This is a genomic window from Bradyrhizobium centrosematis (assembly GCF_045571495.1).
Classification (GTDB): Bacteria; Pseudomonadota; Alphaproteobacteria; order Rhizobiales; family Xanthobacteraceae; genus Bradyrhizobium; species Bradyrhizobium centrosematis.
This window is the reverse complement of record NZ_CP120703.1, coordinates 485,211-505,005: the sequence shown is the minus strand read 5'-3', so window position 1 is coordinate 505,005 and position 19,795 is coordinate 485,211. Positions and strand designations below refer to the sequence as shown.

Sequence of the window (19,795 nt, the reverse complement as noted above, 5' to 3'; positions counted from 1 at the left end):
ATTCCGGGTCTGCGCCTGACGGCGAATCCCGGAAGACAGAGAAAAGATTTCAGGAGCATCAAAGATGTACCAGACCACCTATCATCGCGCCTCCTCGGTCGACGAGGCCGCCAGCCTGTTCGCCAAGGGCAGCGAATCGAAGTTCCTTGCCGGCGGCCAGACGCTGCTTCCGGTCATGAAGCAGCGCCTTGCAAGCCCCTCCGATGTTATCGATCTCGGCAAGATCAAGGAGCTGCAAGGCGTCGAACTATCCGGCGACACGCTGACGATCAAGGCCGCCACGACCTATTACGACATCATGACGAATGCCGATGTGAAGAAGGCGATTCCCGCGATCGCCTATCTCACCTCGGTGCTCGGCGACCCGGCCGTGCGTTATCGCGGTACGATCGGCGGCTCGATCGCCAACAACGATCCGGCGGCGGATTTCCCGGCCGCGCTGCTCGCACTCGGCGCCACCGTGAAGACCAACAAGCGGTCGATTGCGGCGGAGGATTTCTTCCAGGGCCTGTTCACGACGGCGCTCGAGGATGGCGAGATCATCACCGCCGTGTCCTTTCCTGTTCCGGCCAAGGCAGGTTACGAGAAGATGCGGCACCCGGCCTCGCGCTTCGCGCTGACCGGCGTGTTCGTGGCGCAGACCAAGTCGGGCGAGGTCCGGGTCGCCGCCACCGGCGCATCGCAAACCGGCGTGATGCGAGTGCCGGCGATCGAAGCGGCGCTGAAGGGGAACTGGTCGCCATCGGCGATCGACAGCGTGACGATTTCGGCGAACGGGCTCCTGGCTGACATCCACGGCACGGCCGAGTACCGCGCCAATCTCGTCAAGGTGATGGCACAGCGCGCGGTCGCCGCGGCGCGCTGATAGCGCCTCGACGCAATTTTCCGCGGCGCGCACTTCGGTGCGCGCCGTTTTATTTTGCGCGTGCGGCATGAAAACCGCTTGCCTCGCGGACATGAAGGCGAGAAAAGTTAATCAGCCGATTAACTCGCCCCCAAGAGCAACGTGAGGCGCTTGCCGGATCACCGGCACCTGCCCGCGACCCGAGGAAACAATAACGTGCTCGACAAATCAGCCCCCACCTCCTCCGTCCGCACCACCGGCCCGCTCTCGGGCTTCCGCATCGTTGAATTCGCCGGCATTGGTCCCGGCCCGTTCGCCTGCATGATGCTGGCGGACATGGGCGCTGACGTCGTCACGCTCGACCGCGTCGGTGCCAAGAAGAGCATGACGTCAGTGGCAGGCCGCGGCCGCAAGGTGATCGAGCTCGACCTCAAGGACAAGGCGGCGATCGCGCAGGTGCTGGACCTGCTCGCCAGCGCCGATGCGCTGGTCGAAGGTTTCCGTCCCGGCGTGATGGAGCGGCTCGGGCTCGGGCCGGACGTCGTGCTCGCACGTAATCCCAAGTTGGTCTATGGCCGCATGACCGGCTGGGGTCAGGAAGGCCCGCTCGCGAACGCGGCCGGCCACGACATCAATTACATCTCCATCACCGGCGCGCTCGCCGCCATCGGCACCAAGGAAGCACCGGTACCACCGCTCAACCTGGTCGGCGACTTCGGCGGCGGCGCGCTCTATCTCGTGGTCGGCGTGCTCGCCGCGCTCCTGGAAGCGCAGAAATCCGGCAAGGGCCAGGTGGTGGACGCGGCGATGTGCGACGGCGCGGCCTCGCTGATGTCGTTCTTCTTCGACATGACCGCGATGGGGCGCTGGACCGAAAGTCGCAACCAGAATTTCCTCGACGGCGGCGCGCATTTCTACGGCGTCTACGAATGCGCCTGCGGCCATTTCATCTCGATCGGCTCGATCGAGCCGCAATTCTACGCGCTGCTGCGCGAGCATGCGGGCCTGACCGACGCCGATTTCGACGCACAGATGGACCGCAAGGCCTGGCCGGCCCTGAAGGAGAAGCTCAAGGCGGTGTTCAAGAGCAAGACGCGCGAGGACTGGTGCAAGATCATGGAAGGCAGCGACATCTGCTTCGCGCCGGTGCTGACCATGTCGGAGGCTACGCAACATCCGCACATGGTCGCGCGCAACGTGTTCATCGAGCGCCACGGCGTGAAACAGCCCGCGCCCGCACCGCGCTTCTCGCGCACGCCGTCCGCGGCGCGTGAGCCGGAGCCGGCGGAGATCGCCGCGGTGATGAAGGCGTGGAAAGGCTGACGTCATTCCGGGTCGCTCGCGTCGCGAGCGAACCCGGAATCTGGAGATTATCACATCGGGATTCCGGGTTCGCGCTGATGCGCGCCCCGGAATGACAGTCAGGCCGCCGTATCCACCTTCAACACCCCGCGCCGGATCTGATCCTCCTCGATCGATTCGAACAGGGCCTTGAAATTGCCCTCGCCGAATCCGTCGTCGCCCTTGCGCTGGATGAACTCGAAGAAGATCGGGCCGATCGCGTTCGCCGAGAAGATCTGCAGCAGCACCTTGGTCTGGCCCCCCTCGACCACACCCTCGCCGTCGATCAGGATGCCGTTCTTCTTGAGCCGCGCGAGATCCTCGCCATGCTTGGGCAGGCGCGCATCGATCTTCTCGAAATAGGTGTCGGGCGGCGAGGGCATGAACGGCAGGCCGGCCTCACGCAAGCCTTCGATGGTGCTGTAGATGTCGCGGCAGCCGCAGGCGATGTGCTGAATGCCTTCGCCGCGATAGGTCTTCAGATATTCCTCGATCTGGCCGGAATCGCCGGCATCCTCGTTGATCGGGATCCGGATCTTGCCGTCCGGGCTCGTCAGCGCGCGCGAGAACAGGCCGGAGGCGCGGCCCTCGATGTCGAAGAAGCGGATCTGGCGGAAATTGAACAGCTTCTCGTAGAATCCCGCCCACACATCCATGCGGCCGCGATGAACATTGTGGGTGAGATGGTCGAGATAGAACAGGCCGGCCCCATGGGGCCGCGGATCGCGCGCGCCGAGCCATTCGAACTCGGCATCATAGGCCGAGCCATTCGCACCATAGCGGTCGACCAGATAGAGCAGACTGCCGCCGATGCCTTTGATCGCGGGCACGTCGAGCGTCTTCTGTGCGGATGACACACCGGCCGGCTCCGCGCCAAGCGCAATCGCGCGGTCATAAGCCGCCCTGGCATCGACGACACGGAACGCCATCGACGGCGCGCAGGGCCCGTGGGCTGCGACGAAGCCGGTGCCGTGGGTGCCGGGCTCCTCGTTGACGAGATAGTTGATGTCGCCCTGGCGATAGACCGTGATCTTCTTGGTCTTGTGGCGCGCGACGGGCGCATAGCCCATCAGCTTGAACAATGCATGCAGCTCGCCCGGATTGGGGTGCGCATATTCGACGAACTCGAAGCCGTCGGTGCCCATCGGATTGTCGGCGCTGACAGTGGCCGGCGGTGCATCGTGCGGAAACGGTCCCATTGGCGGCTCTCCCAAATTGCCCTGCGAGGAGGAAATATCCTTCACGGGGCGCGCAAGGAGCGTGCAAACATTATGCATTTTGGTTACCATGTGCACGATCTGCGCATGAAATCGCCGGAGGATGCATGATTTCGGTGGACGCCTTCGACCTCAAGATCCTGGGTGCGCTGCAGGACGACGGCCGCCTCACCAACCAGGAGCTCGCCGACTTCGCGGGCCTGTCGGCCTCGCAATGCTCGCGCCGGCGGATGCGGCTGGAGGAAGAGAAGGTAATATCAGGCTATCATGCCGACCTCTCCAGCGAGGCGCTCGGCTTCGGCGTGATCGCCTTCATCCAAGTCGGGCTCGCCACCCACTCGCCTGATAATTCCAAGCGCTTCCGCGCGCTGGTCAACCGCATCGACGAGATTCAGGAGGCCTATTCACTGACGGGCGATGCCGATTACGTGCTCAAGGCCGTGCTGCGCGATCTCAAGGGCCTCTCCAATCTCGTCAACGACGTGTTGATGCCGCACCAGAGCGTGGCGCATGTGCGCTCGTCGATCGTCCTGGACAGATTGAAGGAGAGCTCGCGGCTGCCGCTCAAGGAGATCAAGCCCGGCTGAAATCGAGGGAACTACGTCATTCGCGCTGCGCCGGCGATCTGCGATGATCGGAGCGATCCAAGGATGCGACCATGGCCCTCCAGCTTCGACCGAACTGCGAATATTGCGATTGCGATCTGCCGCCTGACGCGACGAACGCGCGGATCTGCTCCTATGAATGCACGTTCTGCGCGGATTGTGTCGAGACCAAGCTCTCCAACGTCTGCCCGAACTGCGGCGGCGGCTTTGCCCCGCGCCCGATCAGGCCAACGCAGGAATGGCGGCCGGGCGTGTGCACGGCGAAGCAGGCGCCGTCCGACAAGCGGGTGCATTTGAAGTACAGCATCGAGGACGTCGCGGCGCATTGCGCGCGTGTGCGCGACGTGCCGCCGGAGAAGCGGTAGGCTCTTTCGTCGTTCCGGGATGGTCCGAAGGACCAGACCCGGAACCTCGAGATTCCGGGTTCGCGCTACGCGCGCCCCGGAATGACAGCAAATTCATTCCGCCGCCAAAATCGTCCCCTCGACCTCTCCGAACCCGATACGATAGCCCTTGCCCTGACACCAGCCGCGCATGATGAGGCTGTCGCCGTCTTCGAGGAACGAGCGCTTGGCGCCGCCAGGAAGCTCGACCGGCTCGGTGCCGTTCCAGCTGATCTCGAGCAAGCTGCCGCGCTGGTTCTTCTCCGGCCCGGAGATGGTGCCGCTGCCGAGGAGATCGCCGACATTCATGGCGCAGCCCGAGGAGGCGTGGTGCATCAGCTGCTGCACTGAAGACCAGTACATGTATTTGAAGTTGGTGCGGCTGATGCTGGCGGGCGCGTTGGCGCCGGCCGCGCGCAAGGAGACGTCGAGCTCGACGTCATAGTTCTGCGGCCTGGCCTGCTTGAGATAATCCAGCGGCACCGGCTCCTGCTCCGGGCCCTTCAGGCGGAACGGCTCCAGCGCCTCGCGCGTCACCACCCAGGGGCTGATCGAGGTCGCGAATGCCTTGGCGAGGAACGGCCCGAGCGGCACATATTCCCATTGCTGGATGTCGCGCGCGCTCCAGTCGTTGAGCAGCACGAAGCCGAAGATCATCTCCTCTGCCTGTTGCTCGCTCAACATGCCGCCCATCGGCGAGGGTTGGCCAATGACGACGCCCATCTCGAGCTCGAAGTCGAGCCGCTTGCAGGGCCCGAAGCTCGGCACCTCGACATTCGCAGGCTTCAGCTGCCCCCGCGGGCGCTTCACCTGGGTGCCGGAGACCACGACGGTGGAGGCGCGGCCGTTATAGGCGATCGGCATATGCAGCCAGTTCGGCTGCAACGCGTTGTCCTTGCCGCGGAACATCACGCCGACATTGGTGGCGTGCTCCTTGGAGGAATAGAAATCGGTGTAGCCGGAGACCGCGAACGGCAGATGCAGTCTGACATCCCCCATCTGCACCAAGGCGCGGCTGCGCAATTCCTCATTGTCGCGCAGCTCCGGATGATCGTGCCGCAGCAATTCGCTGAGCCGTGCACGGGTCTTGCTCCACACTTTCGGTCCCAGCGCCATGAAGGGATTGAGCGAGGAGCCGGAGAACACGCCGAGCGGGCCGACGTCGAGGCGGGAATCCTGCTCGAGCTCCCATAGATCGAGCACGTAGTTTCCGATCGCCACGCCGACGCGCGGCGCCGGATTGGAAGCGGTCGAGAACACGCCATAGGGCAGGTTCTGGATCGGGAAGTCGGAAGAAGGATCGATCTCGATGAAGGAGCGGAGGCTGGGGTCGTTGGGGTGGGGCATGGGTTTCCCGTGGCACAGCGGTGACGGTGTCACCCTCCCCTGGAGGGGGAGGGTCGGTTCGCATGAAGCGAAGCGGAATGCGAAACGGGGTGGGGTGATCTCTCTGCACGGGCACGCCTCTTTGGAGAGACTGTCACCCCACCCCGCTCGCTACGCGAGCGACCCTCCCCCTCCAGGGGAGGGTAAGGGGCATCACGGCTTGCTCGGATCGAACCGCTTCTCCAGGCCTTTCCAGCAATCGGCATAATCATCCTGCAGCGTCGAGGACTTCGCCGCATGCGCGGTGACGCGCTGCGGGTAGCGGGTCTCGAACATGAAGGCCATGGTGCCGGTCAGCTTCACCGGCTTGAGCTCGCCATTGCTGGCATGCTCAAAGGCGTCGCGGTCGGGGCCGTGCGGCAGCATGCAATTGTGCAGGCTCATGCCGCCGGGGACGAAGCCTTGCGGCTTGGCATCGTAGACGCCGTAGATCAGGCCCATGAACTCGCTCATGATGTTCATGTGATACCAGGGCGGGCGGAAGGTGTTCTCGGCCACCATCCACCGCTCGGGGAAGATGACGAAGTCGATATTCGCGGTGCCCGCCGTCTCTGACGGCGAGGTCAGCACCGTGAAGATCGAGGGATCGGGATGATCGAATCCGATTGCACCGACCGGTGAGAACGTGCGCAGATCATATTTGTACGGCGCGTAATTGCCGTGCCAGGCAACGACGTCGATCGGCGAGTGGGCAAGCTGCGTCTTGAACAGCGAGCCGCCCCATTTCACGTAGAGCTCGGTCGGCGTGTCCTTGTCCTCGTAGTTTGCGACCGGAGTCAGGAAGTCGCGGGCATTGGCGAGGCAGTTGGCGCCGATCGGTCCGCGCTCCGGCAGCGTGAACGCGCCGCCGTAGTTCTCGCAGAGATAGCCGCGCGCGGGGCCGTTCGGAATCTCGACGCGGAACTTGACGCCGCGTGGGATCACCACGATTTCGCCGGGCTCGGCATCGATGCGGCCGAACTCGGTGACGACGCGAAGATTGCCCTGCTGCAGCACGAACATCAGCTCGCCGTCGGCATCGTAGAAATGCTGGTCCACCATCGACTTGGTGATGAGGTAGACATGCGCGGCCATGCCCGCTTGCGTGTTGACGTCACCGGCCGTCGTCATGGTCTGCACGCCCTGGATGAAGGTGACCTCCTCCTTCGGCAGCGGCGTCGGGTCCCAGCGCAGCTGCGCGATCGGCAGGTCATATTCGTGGCACGGCGCCGAACGCCACAGCCCGGCATCGATTTTCTCGAAGCGGCCGGAATGCTTCACGGAAGGGCGGATGCGATAGAGCCAGGAGCGCTCATTGGTGCCGCGCGGCGCGGTGAAGGGCGAGCCCGAGAGCTGCTCGGCATAGAGCCCATAGGCGCAACGCTGCGGCGAGTTGCGCCCGATCGGTAGCGCGCCCGGCAGCGCCTCGGTCTCGAATGAATTGCCGAAGCCGGACATGTAGCCCGGCGTGACCTGGGCCGAGCTGCGGATGATCTGATCAGGCGAGGTATTGATGTTCATGACTATCCTCCTCCTTGCAAGTTCGCCCACATTTCCTGGTCGCGCTTGTCGGTCCAGATCACGGGATCGTCGATCCCCGACGCTTCGTCATAGGCGCGCGACACGTTGAACGGGAGGCAATGCTCGTAGATGGCAAAGCTGTGGAATTTAGGATCCATCACCTCGCGCGTCGCCGCCATCGTCTCCTTCAGCGTGCGACCCTTGGCGACGGAGATCTCGGCCGCGCCATAGAGCGATGTGACGAAGTCGCGCGTCATCGCGATGGCCTCGCGCACCGTGGCGGCGCCCTTCAGTGCATCGCCGCGGCCCGGCGCGATTGCCTTGGGATTGAAGTTGCGGATCTCGTTCAACGTCGTCGGCCATTCGCGCAAATGCGCATCGCCGCAATAACAGGCCGAGTGATATTCGATGAGGTCGCCGGAGAACATCACCTCGGCATCCGGCACCCAGGCGACGATGTCGCCGGAGGTGTGGCCGGCCCCGAGCTGCATCAGGCGCACCTCGCGCTTGCCGAGAAAGATCGACATCTCGCCTTCGAAGGTCAGCGTCGGCCAGGTCAGGCCGGGAATGCTCTGGGCATCCTGGAACAGGCGCGGAAAGCGGCCATATTCGGAATCCCAATCCTGCTTGCCGCGCTCCTCGATCAGCCGATAGGTCTCCTGCGAGGCGACGATGCCCTGCGCCTTGTAGGCGGAGGCCCCGAGCACGCGCACGGCATGATAGTGCGACAGCACGACATATTTGATCGGCTTGTCGGTGACGGCGCGCACGCGCTCGATCACCTTGTTCGCCATCGCAGGCGTTGCCTGCGCGTCGAACACAAGGCAGCCGTCGTCGCCGACGATGACGGCCGTGTTCGGATCGCCTTCCGCGGTGAAGGCATAGAGATCGGTGCCGATCTCGGAGAAGGTGATCTTCTTCTCGGAGAGATCGCCGGTGGATGCGAAGTTCTTCGCCATCAGCTCGTCCTTTGGATGTTTGGCTATTGTTGCTGTTGTTGCTGCTGCTGACCGTCGATCATGCGGCGCCTGGCGAGCGCGATCGCCTCGCGCAGCACGTCGATGTCGCCGATATGGTTGGCGAGGATCAGCACCAGCGCCGCGTCGAAATCAGCGCTCTGCTCGTCGGTGAGGCCGCGATGCGCCTCGACGATGGCGCGAAAAGCGTCGTCGGGCCGCGCAAAGTTGGAGCCTGTGGACAGCGGCATGCGAAACCTCAATTCAGACCTTGGGCCCGCGATAACGCCGCCGCAATCGCCTCGCGGGTCGGATGGCGGAAGCGCGCGGCGACATAGCCGTCGGGCCTGAGCAGATAGGCTGTGCCGGGCGCGGCATCATAGCGCTTTGCGACGAGGCCTGCGGAATCGGCGAGACCGCCCTCGCCACCGATGCGAATGGTCTTGGTGCCATCGGGCACAGCGGTCGCGCTGCCATTGTTGAACGAGAGCAGGGTGAATTCCGTTCCCTTGCTGCGGAATGCATCCGTCAGATAACCCTGCTCGCCCGCCGGCATCGCAACGGGGGCATCGAGCATCGAGCAGCCGGGAGAGGGGCCGCCGCCCCACACATCCGCATCAGGCGAGGACAATGGGGAGTCGTAGCTGCACGGCACCGACAGTCGTCCGCCATTCACCATGCGCTTGCCGAACTCGGTCTCCTTGGCGAGCGACAGCACCGCCTTGCGCAGCCGCGCCTCCTGGTGCGAGTTCGGCGCCATGAAATCCGTCGAGCGGGTGGATTCGCGGATGTTCTCGTCGGCTGCCAGGCTGCGCTCGAGATGATAGCTCTCGAGCAGGCTCGCCGGCGAAACGCCGCGCAGCACACGGTCGAGCTTCCAAGACAGATTTTCGGCGTCCTCGAGCCCGGAATTGGCGCCGCGGGCACCGAATGGCGAGACCTGATGCGCCGAATCCCCCGCAAAGAGCACGCGGCCATGGATGAAACGGTCCATCCGCCGACACTGGAATTTGTAGAGCGAGATCCACTCGAACTCGAACTTGTCGTGGCCGAGCATGCGCGCGATTCGCGGCCGCACGTTCTCGGGCTTCTTCTCGACAACCGGATCGGCATAGCGATTGAGCTGGAGGTCGATGCGCCAGACGTCGTCCGGCTGCCGGTGCAGCAGCGCGGAACGGCCGGCATGGAACGGCGGATCGAACCAGAACCAGCGCTCGGTCGGGAATTCCGCGGTCATCTTGACGTCGGCGATCAGGAACTGGTCCTCGAACACCTGGCCGGCGAACTCGGCCCCGACCATCTGCCGCAGCGAGGAGCGCGCGCCGTCGCAGGCGATGACATACTGCGCATGCAGCCGATAGGCGCCCTCCGGCGTCTCGATCGTCAGCGCCACGGAATCGTTGCGCTGCTCCAAGGCCGTCACCTTGTTGCGCCAGCGCAGGTCGACCTCAGGCAGGTCGTTGATGCGATCGACCAGATAGGCCTCGGCGTAGTATTGCTGCAGGTTGATGAAGGCCGGCCGCTTGTGGCCGTCTTCCGGCAGCAGGTTGAACTGGTAAAGCTGGGACTCTCCGTGGAAGATCCGGCCGACGCTCCACACCACGCCCTTGGCGACCATGCGATCGCCGACGCCGAGCCGGTCCCAATATTCCAGCGACCGCTTCGAGAAGCAGATCGCGCGGGAGCCTTCGCCGATGCGGTCGGCGTCATCGAGGAGGACAACGCGCTGGCCGCGCTGGGCGAGATCGATCGCGAGCGACAGCCCGACCGGGCCGGCGCCCACAACCACGACCGGGTGTTCGGCCGGACTTTGAGCGGCACGGTCCTGATCGGGATGGCGGCGATAGCCGAACTGGGCTTTGGCCTGATGCGGCTTGTCAGAAAGCGGCTTGGCCTGCGCCATACACGAACCTCGGCTCTGGTCAGGACAGATCTGATCTGCTAGATAGTCTCACGTGCAACTATTTTGGACCGGAGCCGGCCGGCCGTCAACTGGAATCGGAGCACTCTCCTTGGCGAGGACATCCAGCGACATCGCACTGAAGGCGCGCGGGGCCGGTGACGCTTCGGTGCGGCCAAAGGCGCGGCTCGACCTGTTCAAATTCGTGCCGTTCCGCCTCAACCGGCTCGCCGCCGAAGTCAGTTCCGCACTCTCGGTCGAATATCAGGAACGGCACGGTCTCGACATCCCGGCCTGGCGCGTGATTGCCACGCTCGGGTTCCGCAACGATGCCTGCAGCGCGCAATACATCGCGCAATGCACCCGCACGCACAAATCCACCGTCAGCCGCGCGGTGACCACGCTGTTGCACGATGGCTTGATCGAGCGGGTCGAGAACGAAGCCGACCGCCGCGAATTCCGCCTGCAACTGACGACGAAGGGCCGCTCCCTTTACGAAGAACTTTTCCCGCAACTGCTACGGCGTGAAGACGAGATCCTCGCCTGTCTCTCGGCGCAGGAGCGCAAGCAGCTGTCTACCCTGCTCGGCAAGATCGAGCAGAGCCTCGACCTGATCCAGACCAGCGAAGAGGCCGACGCCAAGCAGGCGTATTGACGATGCCCTCATTCCGGGGCGCCGCGACCGCGGCGGGCCCGGAATCTCGCGCCACAATTTCTGGATTCCGGGTTCGCGCTCCGCGCGTCCCGGAACGACGCTAGCGCGTCATTTGGCAAACGATCGCGACGGCGGCAGATGCAGCGCCCAGGCATCGACCTTGTCGCTGGCCCGTGGGTAGATCTCGGTCACAACAGGATCGTGGCCGGGAATGAATCGATCCGGATGGCCGGCGAGGCGCTCGATCGTCTCCCAGCCTATCGCCATGTCGCCGACATTGTAGACGATCGGGAACGGGCTCCTGCGCTGCAGATTGGCGTAGTAATGCGCGGCATCGGAGGCCAGCACCACCGGCCCGCGTGCGGTTTCGACCTTGACGATCTGCAAGCCGTCGGAATGGCCGCCGACGCGATGCACGGTGACGCCGGGCGCGACCTCGCCGTCGCCGGAATGGAATGTGACGCGCTCGCCATAGACATGGCGCACCATCTGCGTGACGTGCTCGACCGTGAATGGATGTCGCAGCAGCCCGTTGCACATGCAGCGGCCGGTTGCATAGGCCATCTCGCGTTCTTGCAGATGGAAGCGCGCGTTCGGGAAGCGATCGAGATTGCCGGCATGGTCGTAATGCAGATGCGTCACGATGATGTCGCGGATGCTCGACGCCGCGACGCCGAAACGCTCCAGCGCATCGACCGGATTGAGCGTCAGCTTGCGCGCCCGCACGCTCGCCTCCTCGGCATTGAAGCCGGTGTCGACCAGGATGTCGCGGCCGCCCCCGCGGATCAGCCAGACGAAATAGTCCAGATCCTGCGCCGTGCTGTCATGCGGGTCGGGCGCCAGGAAGTTCATGCTGGGGGTGCGCGGCGACATCGTCGCATAGCGCAGGGCGTAGATCTCGTAGGCATTTCCCATGGTTTATTGGCTTTGCTTTTCTGGTTGGAGCTTCCGGGACGATGCTGCGCACCAAGCCATTGTCCGCCGCAAAGGTCAAACGCCTCCCGGCGCGAGGGAGGCGGCCTTCAACGCGAGAGCCATCACATTTTCGTCGCCGTGATTGCCCTAGCCTGTTGCCGACCGGATCGAGCCGGACCGCGTCGAGCACAGTCATGGCACCCCCATTTATTCCCCTTGCGGCGCACCGGGGTGTTGCGATCAATCGTCGCGATAATACCGCATTTCCAAGCGGTTGACGCCCCCCGTCCCTGGTTTGATAATGCAACAAGCGTAAGTTAAGGTCGCCGCGGCGCAAGCTGGGAACGGCGCCTTTTTGGCTGGACCGCGCTGATTATGAAAATTCGCTTCTTTCTTCTTCTTCCCTTGCTCATCTCGCTCGTCCCGACAGCGCCATCGCTAGCGGCCGGTGACCGTTTTGCGCTGGTCATCGGCAATGCCAAATATCCGGATGCGGATGCTCCGCTGAAGGAACCGATCAACGATGCGCGCGATGTCGCGGACGAACTCAAGCGCGACGGTTTTGCGGTCGAGATCGGGGAGAATCTGACCGGCGACGGCATGCGCCGCGCCTTCGACAAGCTCTACGCCAAGATCAAGCCGGGATCGGTGGCGCTGGTGTTCTTCAGCGGCTTCGGCATCCAGTCGGCGCGCCAGAGCTACATGCTGCCGGTCGACGCGCAGATCTGGACGGAATCCGATGTTCGCCGCGACGGTTTCAGCCTCGAGACCGTGCTCGGCGAGCTCAACACCCGCGGCGCCGGCGTCAAGATCGCGCTGATCGACGCCTCCAGGCGCAACCCGTTCGAGCGCCGGTTCCGCAGCTTCTCGGCCGGCCTGACCCCGGTCATCGCGCCGAACGGCACGCTGGTGATGTATTCGGCGGCGCTGGCCTCGGTGGTCTCGGACGCCGGCGGCGATCACAGCCTGTTCGTCCAGGAGCTCCTGAAGGAAATCCGCGTCCCCGACCTGATGGCCGAGGAAACACTGAACCGCACCAAGATGGGCGTCACGAGGGCTTCCCGCGGCGAGCAGGTGCCGTGGATATCTTCTTCGCTTGCCGAAGATTTCTCGTTCAGCCCGGGAGCCGGCGGATCGCGTCCGACACCGGCAACGCCGCCTGCGCCTCCCGCCCCCCCGCCGGTGGTCGCCAACAACCCGCCGCCGGCGCCTCCCGCGCCGCCAACACCGCCTCCGCCGCCGAAACCGGCCGACACCGCTGCGGCGCCAGCGCCTCCTCCTGCGCCCCCGGCCCCTGCGCCGGCTCCCACGGCAAAACCGCAGATCGAGGCCGCTCTGCCGCCACCGCCACCACCGGTGAAGCCGATCGAGACCGCTCCGGCGCCGAGCACAGATAGCGGACCGAGCGCCGCCGCCTTGGCTGACGATCCCACGATCAAGAGCCTGACCACCAAGATTGCCGCCAATCCGGACGACGTGAACGCGCTGTACCGGCGCGGCCAGGTCTATGCCAGCAAGGGTGCCTACACCCTCGCCATCAGGGATTTCGACGACACGCTCCGGATCAATTCGAAGGATGTCGAGGCGCTGAACAACCGCTGCTGGACCCGCACTGTGGTCGGCGACCTCCAGGGCGCGCTGAAGGATTGCAACGAGGCGCTGCGGCTGCGGCCGAACTTCGTCGATGCTCTGGATAGCCGGGGGCTCGTCAACCTGAAATCGGGGGCGGTCAAGAATGCCATTGCCGATTTCGATGCGGCCCTGAAGATCAATCCGCGCCTGACCTCCTCGCTCTACGGCCGCGGCCTCGCCAAGCAGCGCAACGGCTCCGCCCAGGAAGGAGCGCTCGATATCGCCAACGCCAAGGCGATGGATCCGAACATCGTTCAGGAATTCGCAAGCTACGGAGTGCGCTAGTATTTTTTTGAGTCGCGGCAGGCGGCGCCTCGAACCCTTGGCGGCCCAGGGAAGACTAACCAACGGATGCCGCAGGCGGCCTTCTCAGGAGGGCTCATTGCAGAAATTTTCGAATCGCGCGAGCTGGCTGCGCAGGAGGGACTGGCTATGAAATCGGCTGCAAAGGGACTTACCGCGATCCTGTCCGTCATCACGCTTGGCATTACTCTTGGCGCCGCCCTGTCGCTGCCGGCCTCGTCCGCCTTCGCGGGCGAAGAAAGCAACAGCAAGAACGTCACCGAGGATGACATCGTCCGCGCGCTGGCGCCCGCGCCCAAGAAGCCCCTGACCCGTGGCCTCTCGATCGCCCCGCAGGCCGATCCCGCGCCGAACGCGGCCGAGACCAAGTTGATCCAGTCGGTCCGGGGCCGCTCGACGCGTTCGCTGTCGTCGACCGAGCGCGAGGAGATCGCCTCGGTCGCCAAGGACAAGCCGAACATCGATCTTGAAATCACGTTCGACTACAACTCCGCCAATATCAGCGCCAAGTCGATGCCCTCAGTACAGGCGCTCGGTCGCGCCCTGACCAGCCCGGACCTGAAGGGCTCCACTTTCGTGGTTGCCGGCCACACCGACGCTGCCGGCGGCGAAGCCTACAATCAGGACCTGTCGGAACGCCGCGCGGATGCGATCAAACGCTACCTCGTCGATAAGTACAGCATCTCCGCGACCGACCTCGTCACAGTCGGCTACGGCAAGAGCAAGCTGAAGGATCCGAGCCAGCCGCTGGCTGAGGTCAACCGACGCGTGCAGGTCGTCAACATGGAAAACAAGACCACCGCATCGAAATAGACACGACGTAATCCTTCGAATTGACAAGTCGTGATGTGGTGTAAAGTCTCGCTTCCAAAGCGCGTCCCGCAGCCTTGCGGGACGCCGCTTTGTTTCAGGGAAACGCTCTCGATGGGCCTCGCGCGGATGGCCGTGAGCCAGGCCAGGATGATCCGGCGATGAATCTCTCCGAATATCTCAAGCCCGCCGGAACCGTGGTGTTCGTCGTCGCCCTCGGCGTCGGCTATTACCTGTTCGAGCATCGCAAGCGTCCCGAGCCGAAGGAGACGCAGAGCGAGGCGCTCGTCATCGTGACGAAATCGACCAATGCCTGCTTCTCCGACCTCGTGCGGGTGACCGGCTTCTTCGTGCCGCGCCGCGAGGCCGTGGTGATTGCCGACCAGGAAGGCTCCAAGGTCACCGATCTCCTGGTCACCGAGGGCGCCGTCGTCGCCGACAATCAGGAGCTGGCGCGCCTGACCGCGCCGCCGCAGATCCCGGGCCAGCCGCAGCGACCCGGCCCGCAAGGCCCGATTTCGCTGAAGGCGCCCGCGCCGGGCCTCGTCACCGAAGTCCGCACCATCGTCGGCGCGCCCGCATCCCCTCAAGCCGGCCCGATGTTCCGCATCGCCGTCAACAACGAGATCGAGCTCGATGCTCAGGTCCCGGCAGTGCACATGCCCAAGCTCAGCGCGGGCGCCACCGTGCGCATCAGCCGCGACGACGCGCCCGATCTGATCGGCCGGGTCCGGCTGGTTGCGCCCGAGATTGACCGCGCCACGCAGCTCGGCCGCGTCCGCATCAGCGTCACCAACAATCCGTCGCTGAAGGTCGGCGTGTTCGCGCGCGCCTCGATCGACGCCAAGCGAAGCTGCGGCGTCTCGATCCCCAAGACCGCGATCGACCATCTCACCATTCAGGTCGTCAAGGGCAACACGGTCGAGACCCGCAAGGTCCGGGTCGGACTCTCGTCCGACAACGCGACTGAAATCCTGGAAGGCCTCGACGTCGGCGAGATCGTCGTGGCCGACGCCGGCTCTTCCCTCCATGACGGCGACCAGATCAAGACCATGTTCGCCGATGAACTCGATCGCACGCGGGTACGCTGATGGCTCTCAATATTTCGGCTTGGTCGATCCGTCATCCGCTGCCGTCGGTCGTCTTCTCAATCATCCTTCTGGTCCTCGGCTGGGTGTCCTTCACCAAGCTCGCGATCACGCGGCTGCCCTCGGCCGACATTCCCGTGATCTCGGTCGCGGTCTCGCAATTCGGCGCCGCGCCCGCCGAGCTGGAATCCCAGGTCACCAAGACTGTTGAAGACGCGGTCTCCGGCGTGGAGGGCGTACGGCACATCACCTCCTCGATCACCGACGGCCTGTCCGTCACGACGATCCAGTTCGCGCTGGAGACCAACACCGACCGCGCGCTCAACGACGTCAAGGACGCCGTGACGCGCGTGCGCTCCAACCTGCCGCAAAACGTCACCGAGCCGCTGATCCAGCGCGTCGACGTCATCGGCTTGCCGATCGTCACCTATGCCGCGATCTCGCCCGGCAAGACGCCGGAACAGCTCTCTTATTTCGTCGACGACGTGGTCAAGCGCGCACTGCAGGGCGTGCGCGGCGTCGCCCAGGTCGAGCGCATCGGCGGCGTCGAGCGCGAGATCCTGGTCTCGCTCGATCCCGACCGCCTGCAGGCGATGGGGCTGACCGCGGTCAATGTCAGCCAGAGCCTGCGCGGCACCAATGTCGACGTTGCCGGCGGCCGCGCCGAGATCGGCAAGAACGACCAGGCGATCCGCACGCTCGCCGGCGCCAAGACGCTGGGAGACCTCGCCGGCACCATGATCCCGCTGTTCGGCGGCGGCGAGGTCCGGCTCGACGATCTCGGCACCGTCACCGACACCATCGCCGACCGCCGCACCTTTGCCCGCTTCAACGGTGAGCCCGTGGTGGCGCTCGGCATCAAGCGCTCCAAGGGCGCCAGTGACGTCAAGGTGGCCGAGGCCGTGCAGAAGCGCATCGACGCGCTGAAAGCCGCCTATCCCGACGTCGACCTCAAGCTGATCGACACCTCGGTCGACTACACCAAGGGCAATTACCACGCGGCGATCTCGACCTTATTCGAAGGCGCCATCCTCGCCGTGGTCATCGTGTTGCTGTTCCTGCGGGACCTGCGCGCCACCATCATCGCCGCGATCTCGCTGCCGCTGTCGATCTTCCCGGCGTTCTGGGCGATGGATCTGCTCGGCTTTTCGCTGAACCTCGTCAGCTTCCTCGCCATCACGCTGTCGACGGGTATTCTGGTCGACGACGCCATCGTCGAGATCGAGAACATCGTCCGGCACATGAACATGGGCAAATCGCCGTATCGTGCCGCGCTCGAGGCCGCCGATGAGATCGGCCTCGCGGTGATCGCGATCTCGCTGACCATCATCGCGATCTTCGCGCCTGCAAGCTTCATGTCGGGCATCGCCGGACAGTTCTTCAAGCAGTTCGGCATCACGGTTTCGGTGCAGGTGTTCTTCTCGCTGCTCGCGGCACGCTTCGTCACGCCGGTGCTGGCCGCCTATTTCCTCAAGCATGGCAATCACGCGGAGCCGCCGCCCGGACGCATCTTGCGGTCTTATCACCGCATCGTGGCGTGGTCGGTGAGGCACTATTTCATCACGGTGCTGATCGGCCTCGGCGTGTTCGCCGCCTCGATCTGGAGCATCACGCTGCTGCCGCAAGGCTTCCTGCCGGCCCAGGACAGCGCCCGCTCGCTGCTTGCCCTCGAACTGCCGCCGGGCACCCAGCTCGCCTACACCGAAAAGGTCACCGAGGACATCGTCGCACGCCTGCGCAAGCGGCCCGAGGTGAAGAGCATCTTCGTTGACGGCGGGCGCGTCCCGCCGGGCACGCAGGAAGTCCGGCGCGCCGCCCTGATCATCAACTACACGCCCAAGGACAGCCGCGACATCACCCAGCGCGAGCTCGAATTTTCGATCAGCCAGGAGCTGGAGAACGTTCCGGACATCCGCTTCTGGTTCCTCGACGAGAACGGCCTGCGCGCGATCTCGCTGGTGGTGACCGGCATCGACCCCAACATCGTCAACAACGTCGCGAGCGAGCTTGCGACGCAGATGAAGCGGATTCCCACTATCTCCAACGTCATCTCGGAAACCTCGCTGGAGCGTCCCGAGCTGCGCATCGAACCGCGCGCGGATCTCGCCGCACGGCTCGGCGTCTCGACCGAAAGCCTGTCGCAGACCATCCGCGTCGCCACCATCGGTGACGTCGGACCCGCGCTCGCCAAATTCGATGTCGGCGACCGTCTGGTGCCGATCCGCGTGCAGCTCGAGGATGCCGCGCGCGGCAATCTGAAGACGCTGGAGCAGTTGCGCGTGCCGCTCGGCGAGCACGGCGAGAAGGGCGGCGTGCCGCTCTCCGTCATTGCCGACGTCAAGCTCGACCAGGGGCCGACCAGCATCAACCGCTACGATCGCGAGCGGCAGGCCACGGTTGCCGCCGACCTGGTCGGCTCGGCTGCGCTCGGCGATGCCACCAAGAAGATCTACGAGCTGCCGGTGATGAAGAGCCTGCCGAAGGGCGTGAAGGTTTCTCCCTCCGGCGACGCCGAAAGCCTGAACGAATTGTCGGACGGCTTCGCCACCGCGATCACCGCGGGCCTGATGATGGTCTACGCCGTGCTGGTGCTGCTGTTCGGCACCTTCCTGCAGCCGATCACCATCCTGTTCTCGCTGCCGCTCTCGATCGGGGGCGCCATCGCGGCCCTGCTCGTCACCGGCAAGCAGCTCACGACGCCGGTGTGGATCGGCATCCTGATGCTGATGGGCATCGTCACCAAGAACGCGATCATGCTGGTGGAATTCGCGATCGAATCCATCCACGCCGGCAAGCCGCGCGAGGAGGCCATGATCGACGCCGGCATGAAGCGCGCCCGCCCGATCGTGATGACCACGATCGCGATGGCCGCGGGCATGATGCCGAGCGCGCTCGCGGTCGGCGCCGGCGGCGAGTTCCGCTCGCCGATGGCGCTCGCCGTGATCGGCGGCCTGATCTTCTCGACCATCCTGTCACTGGTGTTCGTGCCCGCGATGTTCATGGTGATGGACGATTTCGGCGGCCTGATCTGGCGCTTCGCCAAGCGGCTGATCGTCCACAGCGCGGATGCGGAGACGGACGGGCATCGCGGCGCGGCGCCGGCGGAAGCGGGGCCGGCGTCGAAGAACCTGGTACACCCCGCGGCGGAGTAAGGTTCGAAACGTTGCGGTCGTGCACTGGCGAAATGTGAGCGCTGACGCTATGTGGTGGCTATGACGTTTACGCGCATCACGATTGATCCTGCGGTCTGCACCGGCAAGCCCTGCATTGGCGGGTTGCGGTTTCCTGTGATCGAGGGCAGCATCATCACCATCGACCGCGATCATGTCCGCCGACGCAGACTCCCGATCGGCTGATCCTACTCATTCCGGGCGATCGCCGTCAGCTTGGTCATGTTCTGCAGCAATATCCGGCCGCGCTGCACATCGAGGATGGCTTCCTTGCGCCAGGCCTGCAGTTGGCGATTGACGCTCTCGCGGGCGGCGCCGACGAACACGCCGAGCTGCTCCTGCGAGATATGCACCTCGGAACCGAAATCGGCGGCGAGCGCGCAAAGCCGCCGCGCGAGGCGCACCGGCAGCGGCTGCAGCATGGATTCCTCCATGCGCTCGCTCTGCCAGCGGATGCGCTGGCACAGCAGAGCGATGATCTTGATCGCGACCTTCGGCTCGCGTTCGAGAAAGTTGAGGAAATCTTCGCGCCGCAGCACGAACAATTCGCTGGCCTCGCCCGCGGTCGCATCCGCGGTGCGGTTCTGCCCGTCCAGCACCGCGACTTCGCCGAACAGGTCGCCCGGTCCCATGAAATTCAGCGTCAGCCGGCTGCCGTCGGAGGCACCGGTCTCGATGCGGACTTGGCCGCGGCGCACGCCGAACAGCGCGTCCCCGGGATCACCCTTCTGGAACAGCACCTCGCCGTTCCCCAGATGCTGGGTGTGACAGAGATTGGACAGCCGCTGGAGCTCGTCTGCACCGAGATCCGCGAACATCGCGTTCATTTTCAGAATGACCGCAAATTCGGCCTGCTTGCTCATTTCAATGTCCTTGTGAACGCCCTGATCAGTTCTCTTGGAAAATCGCTTGAAACCATCAACATCAGAATCGCGTAAAACCGCGCCGGGGAAGTGTGTCATAAGTCACATAACTTTGCAGCACCCCCTGACTATTTTTACGCGCTTGGAGCCGCTTCTTGTCCGGGGGTAAACTCGGGGCGCGCGAAGGATGGATGGCCGGCGGGATACGACGCCGACTGTCCGTCGTT

The 19,795-nt window shown here is 64.5% G+C and carries 18 protein-coding genes; 10 read left to right on the top strand and 8 right to left on the bottom strand.

All coding sequences use genetic code 11. The annotated features are described in order from the left end of the window. Positions 1-64: 64 nt before the first annotated feature. Together P6U31_RS02370 and P6U31_RS02365 are read left to right on the top strand one after the other, a co-directional pair. A complete protein-coding gene (locus P6U31_RS02370; RefSeq protein WP_407186679.1) occupies positions 65-865 on the top strand; it encodes an FAD binding domain-containing protein in 801 nt (266 codons plus the stop codon). A 195-nt stretch (positions 866-1,060) separates the two neighbouring features. Next, complete coding sequence (locus tag P6U31_RS02365) at positions 1,061-2,167, top strand: CaiB/BaiF CoA transferase family protein (protein ID WP_407186678.1); 1,107 nt, start codon at positions 1,061-1,063, stop codon at positions 2,165-2,167. 98 nt (positions 2,168-2,265) lie between these two features. Here P6U31_RS02365 and hppD read toward each other — a convergent pair whose 3' ends face one another. Beyond that, positions 2,266-3,384, bottom strand: coding sequence for a 4-hydroxyphenylpyruvate dioxygenase (gene hppD / locus P6U31_RS02360; protein ID WP_407186677.1), 1,119 nt, complete (start codon positions 3,382-3,384; stop codon positions 2,266-2,268). A 125-nt stretch (positions 3,385-3,509) separates the two neighbouring features. Between hppD and P6U31_RS02355 the strand changes: the two genes are divergently transcribed. Further along, positions 3,510-3,989, top strand: a complete 480-nt coding sequence (locus tag P6U31_RS02355) for an Lrp/AsnC family transcriptional regulator (RefSeq protein WP_407186676.1) — start codon at positions 3,510-3,512, stop codon at positions 3,987-3,989. Positions 3,990-4,060: 71 nt separating this feature from the next. Beyond that, positions 4,061-4,372 (top strand): DUF1272 domain-containing protein, encoded by a 312-nt coding sequence (locus tag P6U31_RS02350; protein ID WP_407186675.1) that lies wholly within the window; start codon positions 4,061-4,063, stop codon positions 4,370-4,372. Positions 4,373-4,465: 93 nt separating this feature from the next. On the opposite strand, the gene fahA is transcribed toward P6U31_RS02350, so the two are convergent. From fahA to P6U31_RS02325, 5 genes are all read right to left on the bottom strand, one after another. After that, positions 4,466-5,737, bottom strand: a complete 1,272-nt coding sequence (fahA, locus tag P6U31_RS02345; protein WP_407186674.1) for a fumarylacetoacetase — start codon at positions 5,735-5,737, stop codon at positions 4,466-4,468. Between the two features lie 192 nt (positions 5,738-5,929). Next, positions 5,930-7,276 (bottom strand): homogentisate 1,2-dioxygenase, encoded by a 1,347-nt coding sequence (gene hmgA / locus P6U31_RS02340; RefSeq protein WP_407186673.1) that lies wholly within the window; start codon positions 7,274-7,276, stop codon positions 5,930-5,932. Between the two features lie 2 nt (positions 7,277-7,278). Then, on the bottom strand, positions 7,279-8,235 hold the full coding sequence (locus tag P6U31_RS02335) for an MBL fold metallo-hydrolase (protein ID WP_407186672.1): 957 nt from the start codon (positions 8,233-8,235) through the stop codon (positions 7,279-7,281). A 23-nt stretch (positions 8,236-8,258) separates the two neighbouring features. Continuing rightward, complete coding sequence (locus tag P6U31_RS02330; RefSeq protein WP_128929046.1) at positions 8,259-8,483, bottom strand: DUF2783 domain-containing protein; 225 nt, start codon at positions 8,481-8,483, stop codon at positions 8,259-8,261. Positions 8,484-8,491: 8 nt separating this feature from the next. Next, positions 8,492-10,135, bottom strand: coding sequence for an FAD-dependent oxidoreductase (locus P6U31_RS02325; RefSeq protein ID WP_407186671.1), 1,644 nt, complete (start codon positions 10,133-10,135; stop codon positions 8,492-8,494). A gap of 109 nt (positions 10,136-10,244) precedes the next feature. On the opposite strand from P6U31_RS02325, the gene P6U31_RS02320 reads away from it, so the two are divergent. Next, positions 10,245-10,787: a MarR family winged helix-turn-helix transcriptional regulator gene (locus P6U31_RS02320; RefSeq protein WP_407186670.1), complete on the top strand. Its 543-nt coding sequence runs from the start codon at positions 10,245-10,247 to the stop codon at positions 10,785-10,787. A gap of 108 nt (positions 10,788-10,895) precedes the next feature. On the opposite strand, the gene P6U31_RS02315 is transcribed toward P6U31_RS02320, so the two are convergent. Beyond that, positions 10,896-11,702, bottom strand: coding sequence for an N-acyl homoserine lactonase family protein (locus tag P6U31_RS02315; RefSeq protein WP_407186669.1), 807 nt, complete (start codon positions 11,700-11,702; stop codon positions 10,896-10,898). A gap of 375 nt (positions 11,703-12,077) precedes the next feature. On the opposite strand from P6U31_RS02315, the gene P6U31_RS02310 reads away from it, so the two are divergent. From P6U31_RS02310 to P6U31_RS02290, 5 genes are all read left to right on the top strand, one after another. Continuing rightward, positions 12,078-13,619 carry a caspase family protein gene (locus P6U31_RS02310; protein WP_407186668.1) on the top strand — a complete coding sequence of 514 codons (1,542 nt, stop codon included), beginning with the start codon at positions 12,078-12,080 and terminating at the stop codon, positions 13,617-13,619. A gap of 147 nt (positions 13,620-13,766) precedes the next feature. Next, on the top strand, positions 13,767-14,450 hold the full coding sequence (locus P6U31_RS02305; protein WP_407186667.1) for an OmpA family protein: 684 nt from the start codon (positions 13,767-13,769) through the stop codon (positions 14,448-14,450). Between the two features lie 158 nt (positions 14,451-14,608). Next, the gene (locus P6U31_RS02300) at positions 14,609-15,538 is read left to right on the top strand and encodes an efflux RND transporter periplasmic adaptor subunit (RefSeq protein ID WP_407186666.1); all 930 of its coding nucleotides are present in this window, start codon (positions 14,609-14,611) and stop codon (positions 15,536-15,538) included. Then, positions 15,538-18,687 (top strand): efflux RND transporter permease subunit, encoded by a 3,150-nt coding sequence (locus P6U31_RS02295; RefSeq protein ID WP_407186665.1) that lies wholly within the window; start codon positions 15,538-15,540, stop codon positions 18,685-18,687. Before P6U31_RS02300 ends, P6U31_RS02295 begins: the two co-directional genes overlap by 1 nt. Before the next feature lie 60 nt (positions 18,688-18,747). Continuing rightward, on the top strand, positions 18,748-18,891 hold the full coding sequence (locus tag P6U31_RS02290) for a DUF433 domain-containing protein (RefSeq protein ID WP_407186664.1): 144 nt from the start codon (positions 18,748-18,750) through the stop codon (positions 18,889-18,891). A gap of 2 nt (positions 18,892-18,893) precedes the next feature. Here P6U31_RS02290 and P6U31_RS02285 read toward each other — a convergent pair whose 3' ends face one another. Next, on the bottom strand, positions 18,894-19,568 hold the full coding sequence (locus P6U31_RS02285) for a Crp/Fnr family transcriptional regulator (protein WP_407186663.1): 675 nt from the start codon (positions 19,566-19,568) through the stop codon (positions 18,894-18,896). Positions 19,569-19,795: the final 227 nt, after the last annotated feature.